10 protein-coding genes and 1 tRNA gene are annotated in these 14,358 nt (G+C 64.1%); 2 read left to right on the forward strand and 9 right to left on the reverse strand.

The window, feature by feature from the left end:
* Positions 1–10 precede the first annotated feature (10 nt).
* From ABH924_RS15815 to ABH924_RS15850, 8 genes are all read right to left on the reverse strand, one after another.
* Complete coding sequence (locus ABH924_RS15815) at positions 11–1,471, reverse strand: dihydrolipoyl dehydrogenase family protein (protein WP_404500246.1); 1,461 nt, start codon at positions 1,469–1,471, stop codon at positions 11–13.
* 61 nt (positions 1,472–1,532) lie between these two features.
* Positions 1,533–2,219, reverse strand: coding sequence for an N-acetylmannosamine-6-phosphate 2-epimerase (locus ABH924_RS15820; protein ID WP_234752442.1), 687 nt, complete (start codon positions 2,217–2,219; stop codon positions 1,533–1,535).
* A 30-nt stretch (positions 2,220–2,249) separates the two neighbouring features.
* Positions 2,250–3,209, reverse strand: coding sequence for an ROK family protein (locus ABH924_RS15825; protein WP_404500248.1), 960 nt, complete (start codon positions 3,207–3,209; stop codon positions 2,250–2,252).
* Between the two features lie 575 nt (positions 3,210–3,784).
* Complete coding sequence (locus tag ABH924_RS15830; protein WP_234752445.1) at positions 3,785–4,702, reverse strand: dihydrodipicolinate synthase family protein; 918 nt, start codon at positions 4,700–4,702, stop codon at positions 3,785–3,787.
* A gap of 37 nt (positions 4,703–4,739) precedes the next feature.
* Positions 4,740–5,546 carry an ATP-binding cassette domain-containing protein gene (locus ABH924_RS15835; protein ID WP_404500250.1) on the reverse strand — a complete coding sequence of 269 codons (807 nt, stop codon included), beginning with the start codon at positions 5,544–5,546 and terminating at the stop codon, positions 4,740–4,742.
* Complete coding sequence (locus tag ABH924_RS15840; RefSeq protein WP_404500252.1) at positions 5,543–7,717, reverse strand: dipeptide/oligopeptide/nickel ABC transporter permease/ATP-binding protein; 2,175 nt, start codon at positions 7,715–7,717, stop codon at positions 5,543–5,545. The genes ABH924_RS15835 and ABH924_RS15840 overlap by 4 nt, the downstream gene beginning before the upstream one ends.
* A gap of 2 nt (positions 7,718–7,719) precedes the next feature.
* Entirely contained in the window at positions 7,720–8,676 is a 957-nt protein-coding gene (locus tag ABH924_RS15845) for an ABC transporter permease (RefSeq protein WP_404500254.1), read from the reverse strand.
* A gap of 135 nt (positions 8,677–8,811) precedes the next feature.
* A complete protein-coding gene (locus tag ABH924_RS15850; protein WP_404500256.1) occupies positions 8,812–10,452 on the reverse strand; it encodes an ABC transporter substrate-binding protein in 1,641 nt (546 codons plus the stop codon).
* A 362-nt stretch (positions 10,453–10,814) separates the two neighbouring features.
* On the opposite strand from ABH924_RS15850, the gene ABH924_RS15855 reads away from it, so the two are divergent.
* Positions 10,815–11,543, forward strand: a complete 729-nt coding sequence (locus tag ABH924_RS15855) for a FadR/GntR family transcriptional regulator (protein WP_404500258.1) — start codon at positions 10,815–10,817, stop codon at positions 11,541–11,543.
* A 533-nt stretch (positions 11,544–12,076) separates the two neighbouring features.
* Here ABH924_RS15855 and ABH924_RS15860 read toward each other — a convergent pair.
* Positions 12,077–12,150, reverse strand: a tRNA-Arg gene (locus ABH924_RS15860).
* Between the two features lie 283 nt (positions 12,151–12,433).
* Here ABH924_RS15860 and ABH924_RS15865 point away from each other — a divergent pair.
* Positions 12,434–14,260: a phosphoenolpyruvate carboxykinase (GTP) gene (locus tag ABH924_RS15865; RefSeq protein WP_404500260.1), complete on the forward strand. Its 1,827-nt coding sequence runs from the start codon at positions 12,434–12,436 to the stop codon at positions 14,258–14,260.
* The last annotated feature ends 98 nt before the right edge of the window (positions 14,261–14,358 follow it).

A 14,358-nucleotide genomic window follows, 5' to 3' on the forward strand; every position in this document is an offset into this window, starting at 1 on the left:
TAGACTTCCATCACAGTCCGTACTTCTCCAACAGGCGCAGCCACACCTCGCTGATGGTCGGGAACGACGGCACCGCATGCCACAGCCGGTCCAACGACACTTCGCCCACAATCGCGATGGTTGCGCCGTGCAAAAGCTCGGCCACTCCAGGCCCGGCGAACGTCGCGCCCACCACGACCTTCCGGTCCTCGTCCACCACGAGTTGCGCCCAGCCTTGGTAATTCTCTGAATGCAGTTGGGAGCCGGACACGTTGATGGGGAGTTCCACCGAGCTTGCGTTGATGCCCTTCTGCAGCGCCTGCTTGAGGTTCGGGCCCACGGATGCCACTTCCGGATCCGTGAAGACGACGCTGGGGATTGCGTATTCGTCGGCCGTCTTTGCGAGGGAACTCCACGGTTGCGGGGTGCCGTGGAGGGTTCCCTTGGCGCGGGCCACGATGGCGTCGCCTGTAGCCCGGGCCTCGTACTTGCCCTGGTGGGTGAGGAAGACGGATCCCGCGGCATCGCCGGCCGCGTAAAGCCACAGCCCGCTGGTGCCGTCGCTGGCGGCGCCCTCAACCAAGCCGCTCGAGTCCGTGGTGAGGCGGAAAGCCTTGCCCTCCTCGGCGTCGAGCCCTACGTTCTCGAGTCCCAAGTTGTCCAGGGCTGGCCGCCGCCCCGTGGCTACCAGCAATTGATCGCAGGCCAGGACGGTTCCGTCACCGAGCGTGACGCTGAAGGAATGGTCCGCGTTGTGTTCGACCCGAGTGGTGTCTGTCCCGAGACGGAGATCGATGCCGTCGGCCCGGAGCCCCGCCGCAACCAAATCGGCGGCTTCCTCGGGGAACGCGCTCAGCAACCGGCCGCGGGCAACGATCGAAACCGACGAGCCCAAGCGGGCGAAAGCCTGGGCAAGTTCGACGCCGGCAACTCCGCCGCCCAGCACCACGAACCGTTCGGGGATGTGTTGGACGGAGGTCGCACCGCGAGTAGTCCAATAAGGGACGTTGCGCAAGCCGTCGATTTTCGGGATGAGCGGTGTGGATCCGGTGGCCACCACCACGGCATGATGGGCCTTGAGCGAGTAGCTGTTGCCGTCCTTGCCATCCACTTGGACTTCGCGGGGGCCCGTGATGCGCGCCCGGCCCCGGATGAGTTCGATCCCGGTGTCCACGAGCCATTGCACCGCGCCGTCGTCCTGCCATTTGTTGGTGAAGTAGTCGCGATACTTCAGGACCGGTGCGGGATCCAGGACCTTTGTGACGGAGTCCGATGCTCCGGGCACTGATTGTGCTGTGTGCAGGGCAGTTCCAGGCCGAAGGAGCGCTTTGGACGGTATGCAGGCCCAGTAGGAGCATTCCCCTCCGACGAGCTCAGCCTCCACGATGGCCGCGGTAAGGCCGCCCCGGACCACCCGGTCTGCAACGTTTTCACCCACGGCCCCGGCGCCGATCACGATGACATCGAATTCCCGGATATTCTCCTCAGCCATGGGAGAAGCCTACGCCCGGACACAGGCCGGGATCAGGGACCCGGCGACGGATTCTGCGCGATCAGGCGTGCATTGCACTCTTGAACCAGCCCGTGATGCTGGCCGGGTGGGTAATAGCGGTACCGACGACGACGGCGAACGCCCCGGCGTCGAGGGCCTGCCGGGCTTGTGCGGGGGTATGGATGCGGCCCTCGGCGATAAGCGGCTTGCCCAGTCCTGCGCCGGCGATCTCCGCGAGAAGCTCAAGATCGGGGCCGTCTGTCTTGGGACCTTCCCCGGTGTACCCGGCCAGCGTGGTGCCGATCAAGTCAGCGCCGGCTTCGACGGCGGCCACCGCATCCGCGTAGGAACCGCAGTCAGCCATGACCAGGGCATGCGATTCGGCGTGGATTCCATCGACGGTTTGCTTGAGGGTCAGGCCATCGGGACGCGGGCGTCGCGTGCCGTCGATGGCCACGACGTGTGCGCCGGCATTCGCGACGGCGAGGGCATGCCGGAGTGTCGGGGTGATGAACACGCCGTCGTGCCCGTCCTTCCACAGCCCGATCACCGGAACCTCCACAGCTGTGCGGGTGAACTGGACGTCCGCGAGGCCCTGGACCCGGACCGCCGCGGCACCACCGATAACCGCCGACGCCGCCACCTGGCCGGTCGTCCGGGGATCGCGCATGGGCTCGCCCGGGTAGGCCTGGCAGGACACGATCAACTGCGAGCGGAGGGCTTCGAGGCCATCGAGGGTCAGCATCATGGGGTGTCTCCTTGCGAGGGTGTTTGGGTGTCAGTTAAGAACGAGTTTGGCCGCGCCCACAATGGCCGCGGTGTTGCCTAGCGCCGCACGAAGCACGGGAATGTCAGCAAGCGGCCCCATGAGCTCTTTGCGCAGGGCGCGTTCCATGGGTTTCCACCAGAAATCTCCCGCATCTGCCAAGCCCCCGGAAATCACGACCGTCTCCGGGTCGAGGATGTTGACGAGCCCGCCGATCGCCTGCCCGGCAGCACCTGCGCCCGCGCCGATGGCTTTGAGCGCGGCAGCTCTGTCAGCGGAGGCGGCACCATCGCCGCCGTGAGCCAAGGCAAACACGGCACGGGTATCCGGGACCTCGGGGGAGCCGCCGAAACGGACGAAGGATTCATGGATGGCCGGGCCGGAAGCGATCGCCTCGACGTGGCCCGAGCCACCGCACACGCAGGGGAGGGCCGTGCCCTCGTGATTGGCGTACGGGGAAGCAAAGTGCCCCACATGCCCACCCACATAGTGGTGCCCCAAAACAGGCGAGCCATCCAGCACAAAACTGCCGCCAACACCCGTCCCGAAAGCCATCATCAACGAACTCGAAGACCCTGCGGCCGCCCCACGCCACGCCTCACCAAGAGCATGCGCATGCACGTCGTTGACCGCACTGACCGAGCCCCGGGGCAAGCCAAGGAGTTGCGCCAAACCAGCCGTCAACCTGGTCCCGGCCCACCCCAGGATCGCATCAGTCGCCGAAATCACCTCACCATTCACGGCATCGATGACCCCGGCTGAACCCACGCCAACACGCCCGACGTCGATTCCCTCACCCGCTGCCCGCCGCATGAGCCGCCCCACGAGTGCCGCAGTCGCCCTCAAAATGGCGTCGCCCCCGCCCCGATTCAGCGTAGGAATCTGCTCCGAAAACAACACCTCCCCGTCGGCCCCCACAACCCCCGCGGCAGTCTTCGTCCCACCAAGATCAACCCCGACCACGTGCACCATGTTTGTCCTCCGGATCGTTCGATTGCTAGGTTTGAGCCCGGGCGTTGCGGTTGCGTCTGTGGTCAGGTTAGCTGTGGTTGCGGCGGCGCCGGACTGCAGTCTGTCTGTGGTCGGGTTAGCTGTGGTTGCGGCGGCGCCAAACCGCGGCCTTGCCGGCGCTTAGACACCTCCCGACGTCGTCTTCCGGTCGCTGGGCGACCTTCAGACGACTCTGGTCGGCGATGCGCGCCTACGCAAGACCCCGGCCCGGCGCCTCAGGCGGTCGACTCACCTGACGCTGCGAACTGTCGACTCACCGATCGCCCGCCGCGCCGACGGTTGCTGACGTTCCCGAAGCGAGCGGTGACCCGATCGCCCGAGTGCCGGAGGGACGGTTTTGTGTAGTCCCGCATCGCCGACCAGAGCATTGCGGAAGTCGCTCGGCGACTGTAGCAGTGCGTCGGGAGGTGTCTAAGGGACGGCAAAACTGGTCCTGCGGCACGACCCGACCAAGGCAACAAGCACAGGTGGGGTGACGTCAACCCGCAAAGGTAACCTCCGGAAACCCGTTCAGGTGGGCGAGCCGGCGCCGCCTCTTAGACCAGGTCGTTGCGCTCGAGGATCGTTCGGATTGCGGAGGTTTCTTCGGCGTTGAGGGAGAGCATCGGGGCGCTCATCGTGTTGGACTCGATGATGCCCATGATTTGAAGGGCCGTCTTGAAAGCGCCTAGTCCTGCTGCGCCGCCGGAGACCCGGCCGTTGGGGGTGTAGACGATGTCGAAGAGGTCGGCCAGGCGGTCTTGTTCGGCGGCGGCTGCGGTCCAGTCTCCGTCTTGGGTGGCGTCGAACAGGCGGCGGTAACCTGCGGGGTCGACGTTGCCGAGGCCGGGGACTACGCCTTGGGCGCCGGCGAGGAGGGCGCCGTCCACGACAATTTCGTGGCCCGTGAAGATGTCGAAGTTGGGGATGTCCTTGGCTGCGAGGACGAGCTGGCGGAAGGAGACGTCGTCGCCGGAGGAGTCCTTGACGCCCGCGATGACGCCGTCGCGGCCCAGGCGGACCAGGAGGTCGGTGGGCAGTTTGAAGTGGGTGCGGACGGGGACGTCGTAGGCGAAGATCGGCTTGTCGACGGCAGCGTGGATGCTGCGGAAGTGGGTTTCGGTCTCCTGGGCGTTGCCGATGGCGTAGTACATGGAGGTGACCACGATTGCGTCGGCGCCGAGGTCCACAACCTTGCGTGCTTCTTCGATGACGCGGTTGGTGGTTTGTTCGTTGGCGCCAACGATCAGGGGCACCGCACCGGCGTTCGCGTCGGCGATCGTGGAGACGACGAGTTCGCGCTCCTCGTTGGTCATGTAGGGGACCTCGCCCGAGGAGCCCAACACGAAGAGGCCGGACACGCCGCCGTCGAGCAGGTGCTTGGTGACGTTCTTCAGGGACGCGGTGTCAACGCGGCCGTCTGCGTGGCGGGGGGTGATGACCGGGGGAATGACGCCCTGGAACTGAGTAGACACAAAAATCTCCGTTGCTTGGATCTGGATGGGAAAAAATTTAGGTATGGAGCAGGCTGGGCGCGGCGCCGAGCAGCTTCTTGGTGTAGTCGTTGCTGGGGTTGTCGAAGACCTGGGCGGCCGGGCCTTCCTCGACGATCTGTCCGAAGTACATGACGCAGATGCGGTCGGAGACGTAGCGGACGGTCTGGATGTCGTGCGAAATGAACACCATGCCGAGGTTCAGCTGGGTTTTCAGGTCGGACAGCAGGTTCAGGACTTGGGCGCGGACGGAAACGTCGAGAGCCGACGTCGGCTCGTCCGCCACGATGATGTCCGGGTCCAGCGCGAGGGCGCGGGCGATCGCCACGCGCTGGCGCTGGCCGCCGGAAACCTGCGACGGCGTGACCTCGGCTGCCGATTGCGGCAAACCGACGAGGGCCAGCAGTTCCTTGACCTTGGCCGAACGGGACGCGGCGTTGCCGATGCCGTGCACTTGCAGGGGATCGGTGAGGATGTCCTGGATGGTCATGCGCGGATTGAGGGCCGTGGCCGGGTCCTGGAAGACCCCGGATACGGCGCGTCCGAATTCCTTGCGCATCCGGGCGTTCCGTTTGATGGCCGGCTTGCCGTGGAAGAGCACCTGCCCCGACGTCGGGGCCTGGAGTCCCACGAGCACTGACGCGAGCGTGGACTTGCCGCAGCCGGACTCGCCGACGATGCCTACCGTTTCGCCTCTGCTGATGCTGAAGTCCACGCCGTTGACGGCCTTGACGATGTTGGGCCGGAAGAGGCCGCCTGTGCGTGCCCGGTGGTGGACCTTGACGTCCTTGAGCTCGATGACCGGCTTGCCGGTTGAAACACTCACTTTGCGTCCTCCTTTAGGTGGCTGGCCCAGTAGTGATCGCGGTCTGTTCCGCCGCCGGCGGGTTCAACAACGGCGAGGACCAATTGCTGGTTCGGGTCGGCGTCGGGCCTCAACGAGCGCGCCGCAAAGCGGTCGCCGGGAGCGAAATCGCGCGGCGACGGAACGGTGCCGGGGATCTGGTGGAGGCGGACGGCGTCGGCCTCGATGGAAAGGACTGCGCCCAACAGGCCGCGCGTGTATTCGTGCCGCGGGTTCTGCAGGAGCTCCGAGGCCTGTGCGGATTCGACCACCTGGCCGGCGTACATGACTGTGATCCGGTGCGCCAGCGAGGCAACGAGGGCGAGGTCGTGGCTGACGAAGACCATGGCGAAGCCGAGCTGTTCGCGCAGTTCGTTGAGCAGTTCCACTACCTGCTTCTGGACGGTGACGTCCAGGGCGGTGGTGGGTTCGTCTGCCACCACGATCTTCGGCGAGCGGGAGAGCGCCATGGCGATCAGGACGCGTTGGCGCTGGCCGCCGGAGAGCTCGTGCGGGTAGCTTGCAAGTGTGCGGACGGGATCGAGCTTCACCATCTCCAGCAACTCGGCAGGGGTCTTGCGGCCGCCGCGCCTTGTCAGCTGGGTCATTTGCTCCTTGATCTTCATGGACGGGTTGAGCGAGCTCAGCGCATCCTGGTAGACCATGGCGATCTGTTCGCCGCGCAGGCCTTGGTAGGCCTTGGCGTTGCTGTGCTTTGAACCGGGATCCAGGAGTTCCTTGCCATCGAAGGTGATGGACCCCGTGATCTCGGCGGTCTTTGGCAGGAGGCCCATGATCGCGAGGGACGTGATGGACTTGCCGCAGCCGGATTCGCCCACCAGGCCCATGGTTTCCCCTTCGCGGACGGTGAAGGAGACGTTGTCCACGATCGCGGTTTCGCCGAAGCGGCCGGGGAAGCGGATGGACAGGTTCTTGACTTCCAGCACGTTCCGGGCGTCGGCGGGGACCTGGGGGAGCCGGTCCGTGCGCTTCGCCTCGATGGACGCAAGGAGCTCGAGTTCCCGATTCAGCGCCGACATGGGGTCGAGGAGCGCGTGCGGATTCGCTATTGCGAGCCTCGGATCGTTCAGAACACGAGGATCGTTCAGAACGGACGCCGCGTAATCCTCTTCGGAGAGCGGATCGCCGTTGGCGGCGCGAACGCCGTCGAGCTCGTGCTGTTCCACGACGGACGCTTGGGCCACCGACGTCGCGATCTCGGTATCGATGGCGGCACCGGCCACAGCCGCGCCGGCAAAAGCAGCGGCAGCACCGTCGTCGTCCTTCACAACCGGAGCCTTGCGCAGCTTCGGGTTCACCATGGCGTCGGTGAGGCCCTCGGCGAGGATGTTCAGCGCAAGCACGGTAAGCAGGATGGTGAGGCCGGCGAAGGTCGTTGCCCACCAGCCGCCGGAGAGGACCAGGTTGCGGCCGTAGGAGATCACGTTGCCCCACGACGGCGCAGGATCCTGGACGCCGGCGCCGAGGAAGGACAGCGAGGCTTCGAGGATGATGGCGTCGGCCACCATGACCGTGGCGAAAACCAGCACCGGGGCCGCGGTGTTGCGGACAATGTGCTTGAGCAGGATGTAAGGGCGGTTTGCACCCATCACCCGTTCGGCACGGACGTAGTCTTCGCCGTATTGGGCGAGCACATTCGCGCGGACCACTCGGGCAAGCTGCGGGGTGTAGATGATGGCGATCGCCACGATGATGGTGGGTACCGAGTTGCCGAACGCCGCCAACAGCACGGCTGCGAGGGCAATCCCAGGGAATGCCATGAGGATGTCCATGAGTCGCATGATGATCTCGTTGACGGCCTTGCTGGACGTCGCGGCGAGCGATCCGAGCACCGCGCCGACGACGATCGCGAGCGCCACCGCACCGAGGCCGATCATGAGCGAAGACTGTGAACCGTAAACGAGCCGGGAGAAGACGTCGCGGCCGAGGCGGTCGGTGCCGAAGAAGTGGTCGCCGGCGGGGGCTTGCGCCGGAATGAACGTTTCCAGGGGATCGTGTGGCGCGATGACCGGCGCGAAGATCGCCGCCAGGGCGATGACCACGAGGAACAACAGGGCAAAACGCGATCCCCACGGGAGGGACTTGATGCGGACGCCCGGGGCGCTGAGCCGTTCAGCAAGTTTGCTGCGCATGGCTATACCGTCCTGATTCGGGGGTTGATGAGCAGATACAGGAGGTCCACCACGATGTTCACCAGAACGAAGGTGACCGAGATGGTGAGGACCACGCCCTGGACCAGGTTGACGTCCAGGTTGGTGATGCCGTTGAGGATCAGCTGGCCCATGCCGGGAAGGGCGAAGATCATTTCAATCACGACGGCGCCGCCCAGGAGGTAGCCGATCCTAAGTCCCAGCACGGTCACCGGAGTCACTAGCGCGTTGCGCAGGACGTTCCGGGAGACGACCTCGCGGTAGGGGACCCCGTTGCCGATGGCTGTCCGGACGTAGTCACGGTCGAGTTCCTCCACCATGGACGTGCGGACCACGCGGATCAGGGAAGCGGAGACCGGAATCCCGAGCGCGAGGGCCGGGAGCGCCATCGAGTTGAGCCAGCCGCCGAAGCCGGACTCCGGCGTCGCGATTCCACCCGAGGGAAACAGCGGGTTGTCACCGAGCGCGAACCACTGGATGAGCAGGATGCCAAGCCAGAAGGACGGGGTGGCGATAGCCGCGATGGAGAAGATCCTGACCACCTGGTCCTGCCATTTGTCGCGGTAAAGGGCGCCGATGATGCCGAAAACCAAGGACAGTACGACGGCGATGATCACGCCGAGGAAGGTCAGCTGGAGGGTCAGCGGGAAGGCCGAGGCGATCATGCTTGCCACCGACTTGGAGGGCGGGGTGGTCACGCCAAGATCGAGCTGCAGGAGCCTGCCCAGGAAGCGGAAGTATTGGACGAACAGGGGATCGTTCAGGCCGTTGTCCTGGCGGTACTGCTGTTTGGCGGCCTCACTGGCGCCTTCGCCGAGGGCCGAGCTGGCCTGGTCGCCCGGGGCTGCTTGAAGGACGAGGAAGACCAGCAGCGTGATGCCCAGGATCATCAAGGGCAATGCTGCGAGTCTGCGTCCAAGCAGACGCAATATCATGACCAATTTGTTCTCCGGTTGCTTTGGTGCGGCCGCTGCGTGGCGGTCTCGCGGGGTAGGCCCAACTAACTCGCAGTAAGTGTCGTTTTGAGCCATCTAAACGACAACAAATGCGAGGTAGTTGGGGTTGAGTGCGGCGGGCTAGGAGGTGCGGCCGACGCCGATGAAGGAAAGTCCCGTGGTGGGCAGCGGCTTGAAGCCTGAGAGTTTCTTTTCGTCCCACGCGCTGGGGAGCTGGCGGTGGAAGAGCGGGTACAGCGGGACTTCATCGGAGACGAGGTCCACGATTTGGCCGGTGATCTTCTTCGCATCGGCGGCCGCGGCCTGCGAGCCCTTATCCATCAGACCCTGGAGGGTGGCGCTTTCCGGAGTGGTCCAGTAGGCGCGCTTGGCCATCCAGGTGCCGCCGGAGTAGAACCAGCTCAAGAGCAGGTCTGCGTCATTGCCGAAGACAGAGGGGTCGCCCGGGGCCGCGACCACCGAGAAGTCGGCCTTGCCCACCCTGTCTGAGTACAAGGCGCCGGACTGGAGGTTCTTTGCGGTGACCTTGACGCCGGGGATCTTGTTCCAGGATTCCAGCATCAGCGGGGCAACGTCTTTGACCCAAGCAGTATCCGTGGTGAGCAGCTCGAATTCGAGGTTGCTCACGCCGGCCTGCTTGAGGAGGTCCGCGGCCTTCTGGGGATCGTAGGAGTAGACGTTCTTGGCTTTGACGTAGTCCGGGTGGCCCTCCTGGAAGTACGACGACGCGGCCTTGGCATTGCCGAACAAGGCCTTCTTGATGATGGCGTCCTTGTCCAGTCCATAGTGGAGTGCCTGGCGGACCAGCTTGTTGTCGAACGGGGCCTTGGCACAGTTGAACATCAGGAACAGCATGCCGAAGGACTGCACGGATTCAACCCGGGTCTTGGACTTGAGCCCGTCCATGTCCAGGTAGGGGACGTCTTCGATCGCCTGGACGCGTCCAGACTGGGCTGCCGTGACACGGGCTGCCGCATCCGAGAGCAGCAGCCAGGTCATGCCCTTGGCGAGTGCCGGCTTGGGGCCGTTGTAGTCGGCGAAAGCTTCGAAGACGATCTTGTCGTCCTTGACTGCCGAGATTAGCTTGTAGGGGCCGGAGCCGACGGGCTTGGCATCGAATCCCTTCTGATCGGCCGATGCCAACGCCTTCGGAACCACCTTCACCACGGAGATTCGCGGTCCGAAGCCCGGGAAGGGGTATTTCAGAGAGAACTCGACCGTCTTGGCATCGAGGGCCTTGACGTCCTTGATGAATGGAATGAACTGGGACAACAAGGACTTGTTGGCCGGGTCCATCACGCGGGTGAAGGAGTAGACAACATCGTCGGTGGTGACAGGGGTGCCGTTGTGGAACTTGGCACCGTCGCGGATGGTCACCTGGTACGTGGTGTCGTTGACCTTCTTGGGGTCGCTCGCTGCCAGCGCGTTGTAGGGCTCGCGGGTGGCGGGGTGGAGTTCCACGAGGCCTTCGAAGATGTGCAGGTTAGCGGCCTGCGGCGTGGCGCCGGAGGACGTCATCGGGTCGAAACCCGTGGACAGGGCATAGGAGATGCCTGCTTCGATGGTGAGATCCTTGTTGACGGTCGCAGTGTTGTTTGCTGCGCCCGTGGTGGTGGAGGCAGGACCGCCACATGCGGACAGGCTGGCCGTGAACGCTGCCGCGGCTCCAATCGCCCCGGTCAGCTTGAGGAAGTTGCGTCGGCTGGCGTCGCTGACCAGCGGCAGGTTGTTAATCGTGTTGCTCATAAGATGCCTCACCATTCAAGTTTTCTGGTTATCGGATGTAGGACATCCGATGCTCGTAAAGAAACTGTAAGGGTGGTCACATGAAGTCGTCAAGCGAGATCTGGATCACTAGTGACCCGAGGAGCGGCCGCGGCGCTGCCGGCGGTGTGCTCCCGATGGGCGCTGCGCCGCGGTTCACCTTGCGAGGTTCGGACTGGGGCTCGGTCAAAAATAAAGGCGAACATCTATCAAGGAGATGGGACATCCGATATTGTATGTTGCGAAGCACTATATCCACGGTGGGCGCTAGGCTCACCTCAACATTAACACTGCACTGATTCCTTGTCCCCGGTTCCGAAAGGGTCCGGCCAAGGATGGGTACTTTTGCAAGGAGAGCCATGACCACTTCCGGTGTCGTTCCGCAGGCGCGGTTCAGCGCACAGGCCCGGCTCAGGGCCCTCCAGTCGGACATTATGGAGTTGATCCTCGAACGCGAGCTCGAGGCGGGCGATCCTTTGCCGACGGAAAATGAACTCTCCGTGGCTTTGGGGGTAGGGCGCAACACCCTGCGCGAATCCCTGAAAGTCCTGCAGGCCCTGGGTGTCATCGAGATCCGCCACGGCTTTGGCATGTTCGTCGCCCCCAGCAACTTCGAGGCGCTCGCCGACGGCCTGACGTTCCGGGGCCGCTTGTCGCTGCGCCACCAAGGTCTCGAAGCGCTGCAACTCGTGGACGTGCGCCAGGCCCTCGAATCGGGGCTGATCGGCTCTTCCATGGACGTGATGACCGCCGAACAGCTCGCCTTGATAGAAGAAGCCGTCAATCAGATGGAGGAGCTCGCACACGGTGGCGAGAACTTCGTAGCCGCCGACGCCGAGTTCCACCGCCGGCTGTTCGAGCCGCTGAACAACGAGCTCCTCATCAACCTCATGGGCGTTTTCTGGAAGGTCTACCGGAAGATCCACGTGGAGATCGGCTCCGACAACGAAGATCTTGTAGCCACAGCGGCCATGCACCGAGGCATCTACACCGCCGTCGCAACCGGGGACAAGACCGCCGCTGCCGAACTGCTCAACCGTCACTTTGACGGAATCCGTCGTCGCATCAGCGAGGCCGTCGCAGTCTAAGGCCTGGCACCCAAGCGCAAGGGCCGCCGTCGTACTTTTCGCGAAGTACGACGGCGGCCCTTGGCTTTTGCGCGGCCGGTCGCCTGGAGGCCCCGCGCACCTCCGGCATCGAGTGAGGCCTGCCTATGGTGGTGCTGGGAGTCCTTCGGTTTCCTGGAGGCCTGCACCGTCCTGACCTTCTTTGGTTTGGGAAAGCGTTTGCGACACGGCGAGTCTCGTCATTCCGGAGCATCGGCGCGCCAAAGAGGGTCAGGAAGGCGTGGGGAACCGCGGAGACGAGGGCGACATCGGCCCGCCGCCAAGCCGAAGCCGTGGGTACGCGTCGGATTCTGCTGGATCATTCCCCTTGCCGAAGGTCCCCGTCCGCGTGATTCCAAGGGGGCCGGCCCCTGGCAGCGGCAATGATCCAGCAGAATCGTACGTGGTCGCACTGGCTTCCACTTGGGTGAACAGCAGTCGGGCCATAGGGCAAACCCGGGCCCGAAATTTAACGAAAAAAGACCCGCACCGGGGCCGGTGCGGGTCTTCATTTGTGCGCCCAGAGGGATTCGAACCCCCGGCCTTCTGTTCCGTAGACAGACGCTCTATCCAGCTGAGCTATGGGCGCATCGCGGTGATTCTCGGGAGTTTCAAACTCGTTCCCCCCTCGAACCTCAATAAACTTTACGCGAGATCCCTGTTGGTGCCAAATCGACGTGGTGTAATCTGCCTAACTAGACCGGTCTATGTGACCTTAGTCACTAAATTCGGCGTATCCCTGACGCGGATCCTTGATTTTTAGGGGTTTTGCTCCGAAATGGTCAAGAGATCCCATGTCCGAACCCAGATTGGTCTACTCCGCGACCCCTAGCATTTAGGACACACCACTGAACCCGAGGAAGGGAACCACGATGGGCGATCTGGCGCGACTGCCGCTGCTTGAGAAGGCACCTACTACGCATGCACGCCTGTTGGCCTGGGTGGAGGAAGTAGCCGAGCTTACACAGCCGGACCGCATCCACTGGGTTGACGGCAGCGAAGCTGAAAACAAGAAGCTGACCGACGAACTCGTCGCGGCCGGCACCCTGAAGAGGCTGAACCAAGAGCTCTTCCCCAATTCTTTCGCTGCATTCTCCGATCCCGCGGACGTAGCCCGCGTGGAAGAGCAGACTTTCATCTGCTCCGAGAAGGAACACGACGCCGGCTTCACCAACAACTGGATGGCTCCGGCCGAAATGAAGCAGAAGCTTCGCGCGCTGTTCGCCGGCTCCATGCGCGGCCGCACCATGTACGTCATTCCATTCGTCATGGGCCACCTGGATGCCGAAGATCCGAAGTTCGGCGTCGAGATCACCGACTCCGCCTACGTTGTTGCCTCGATGCGCATCATGGCCCGCATCGGTACGGACGTCCTTGAGCGCATTACGCAGACCGACGCTTTCTTCGTCCCCGCGTTGCACTCCCTGGGTGCTCCGTTGGAAGCCGGACAGGCAGACGTCGCATGGCCCTGCAACCCCGACAAGTGGATCGTGCACTTCCCGGAAGAGCGCTCCATTTGGTCCTTTGGCTCGGGCTACGGCGGCAACGCCCTCCTCGGCAAGAAGTGCTACGCCCTGCGCATCGCGTCAGTCATGGCCCGCGACGAAGGCTGGCTGGCCGAGCACATGCTCATCCTGAAGCTGACTTCGCCCGAGCAGAAGACCTACTACATCTCTGCGGCGTTCCCCTCCGCTTGCGGCAAGACCAACCTCGCGCTGCTCGACCCCACCATCAAGGGCTGGAAGGTCGAGACCCTCGGCGACGACATCACCTGGATGCGCTTCGGCAAGGAAGGCGAGCTCCGTGCCGTCAACCCCGAAGCCGGCTTGTTCGGAGTCGCTCCGGGCACCGGTTGGGGCACCAACCCCAACGCCATGCGTGCCATCGCCAAGGGCAACAGCATCTTCACCAACGTCGCGATCACCGACGACGGCGGCGTGTGGTGGGAGGGCATGACGCAGGAAACTCCGGCGCACCTGACCGATTGGCAGGGCAACTCCTGGACCCCCGAGTCCGACAAGCCGGCGGCACACCCGAACTCCCGCTTCTGCACGCCGATCGACCAGATCGACATGCTCGCCGAGGAATACTTCAGCCCCGACGGCGTGGAGCTCTCCGCGATCCTCTTCGGCGGCCGCCGCAAGACCACCATCCCGCTGGTCACCGAGGCCCGCGACTGGACCAACGGCATCTTCATGGGTTCCACGTTGTCCTCCGAGACGACCGCTGCTGCGGCCGGTGCCGTTGGCGTTGTACGTCGCGACCCCATGGCCATGCTGCCATTCATCGGTTACGACGCAGGCGACTACCTCAACCACTGGGTCAACCTGTCCGCCAAGGCCAACCCGGAGCGACTGCCCAAGATCTTCCTGGTCAACTGGTTCCGCCGCACGGCCGAGGGTGGCTTCGCCTGGCCCGGCTTCGGTGACAACGCCCGCGTCCTCAAGTGGGCCATCGAGCGCCTTGAAGGCAAGGCCGACGCCGTCGAGACTCCCATCGGCTTCGTGCCGACCGGCGAGTCCATCGATCTCGAAGGCCTGGACATGACCCCCGCCGAGGTGGAAGCCGCAGTGCGCGTCGACGCCTCCGAGTGGAAGACTGAACTGGCATCGATCGAGGAATGGTACGCGAAGTTCGGCGGTTCCCTGCCGGCCTCGCTCCTTTCCGAGCTCGACGGCCTGAAGGCCCGCCTGGCCTAGGTCCCCACCGCCTCCCTCGCTTCGCTCCGCTTAGCCAGGGAACCCTCCCCGCTGCCTCCCCAATCTCGCAAGCTCGATTGAGGCCCCTCGGCAGCGTG

Source organism: Arthrobacter sp. GAS37 (genome assembly GCF_044908325.1).
GTDB classification, from domain to species: Bacteria; Actinomycetota; Actinomycetes; order Actinomycetales; family Micrococcaceae; genus Arthrobacter; species Arthrobacter ramosus.

Bases quoted from the DNA above. Each gene is read 5' to 3' on its own strand.
- ABH924_RS15840 (WP_404500252.1), bottom strand. From the start codon at position 7,717: ATGCGCAGCAAACTTGCTGAACGGCTCAGCGCCCCGGGCGTCCGCATC.
- ABH924_RS15815 (WP_404500246.1), bottom strand. From the start codon at position 1,471: ATGGCTGAGGAGAATATCCGGGAATTCGATGTCATCGTGATCGGCGCC.
- ABH924_RS15825 (WP_404500248.1), bottom strand. From the start codon at position 3,209: ATGGTGCACGTGGTCGGGGTTGATCTTGGTGGGACGAAGACTGCCGCG.
- ABH924_RS15820 (WP_234752442.1), bottom strand. From the start codon at position 2,219: ATGATGCTGACCCTCGATGGCCTCGAAGCCCTCCGCTCGCAGTTGATC.
- ABH924_RS15850 (WP_404500256.1), bottom strand. From the start codon at position 10,452: ATGGTGAGGCATCTTATGAGCAACACGATTAACAACCTGCCGCTGGTC.
- ABH924_RS15855 (WP_404500258.1), top strand. From the start codon at position 10,815: ATGACCACTTCCGGTGTCGTTCCGCAGGCGCGGTTCAGCGCACAGGCC.
- ABH924_RS15865 (WP_404500260.1), top strand. From the start codon at position 12,434: ATGGGCGATCTGGCGCGACTGCCGCTGCTTGAGAAGGCACCTACTACG.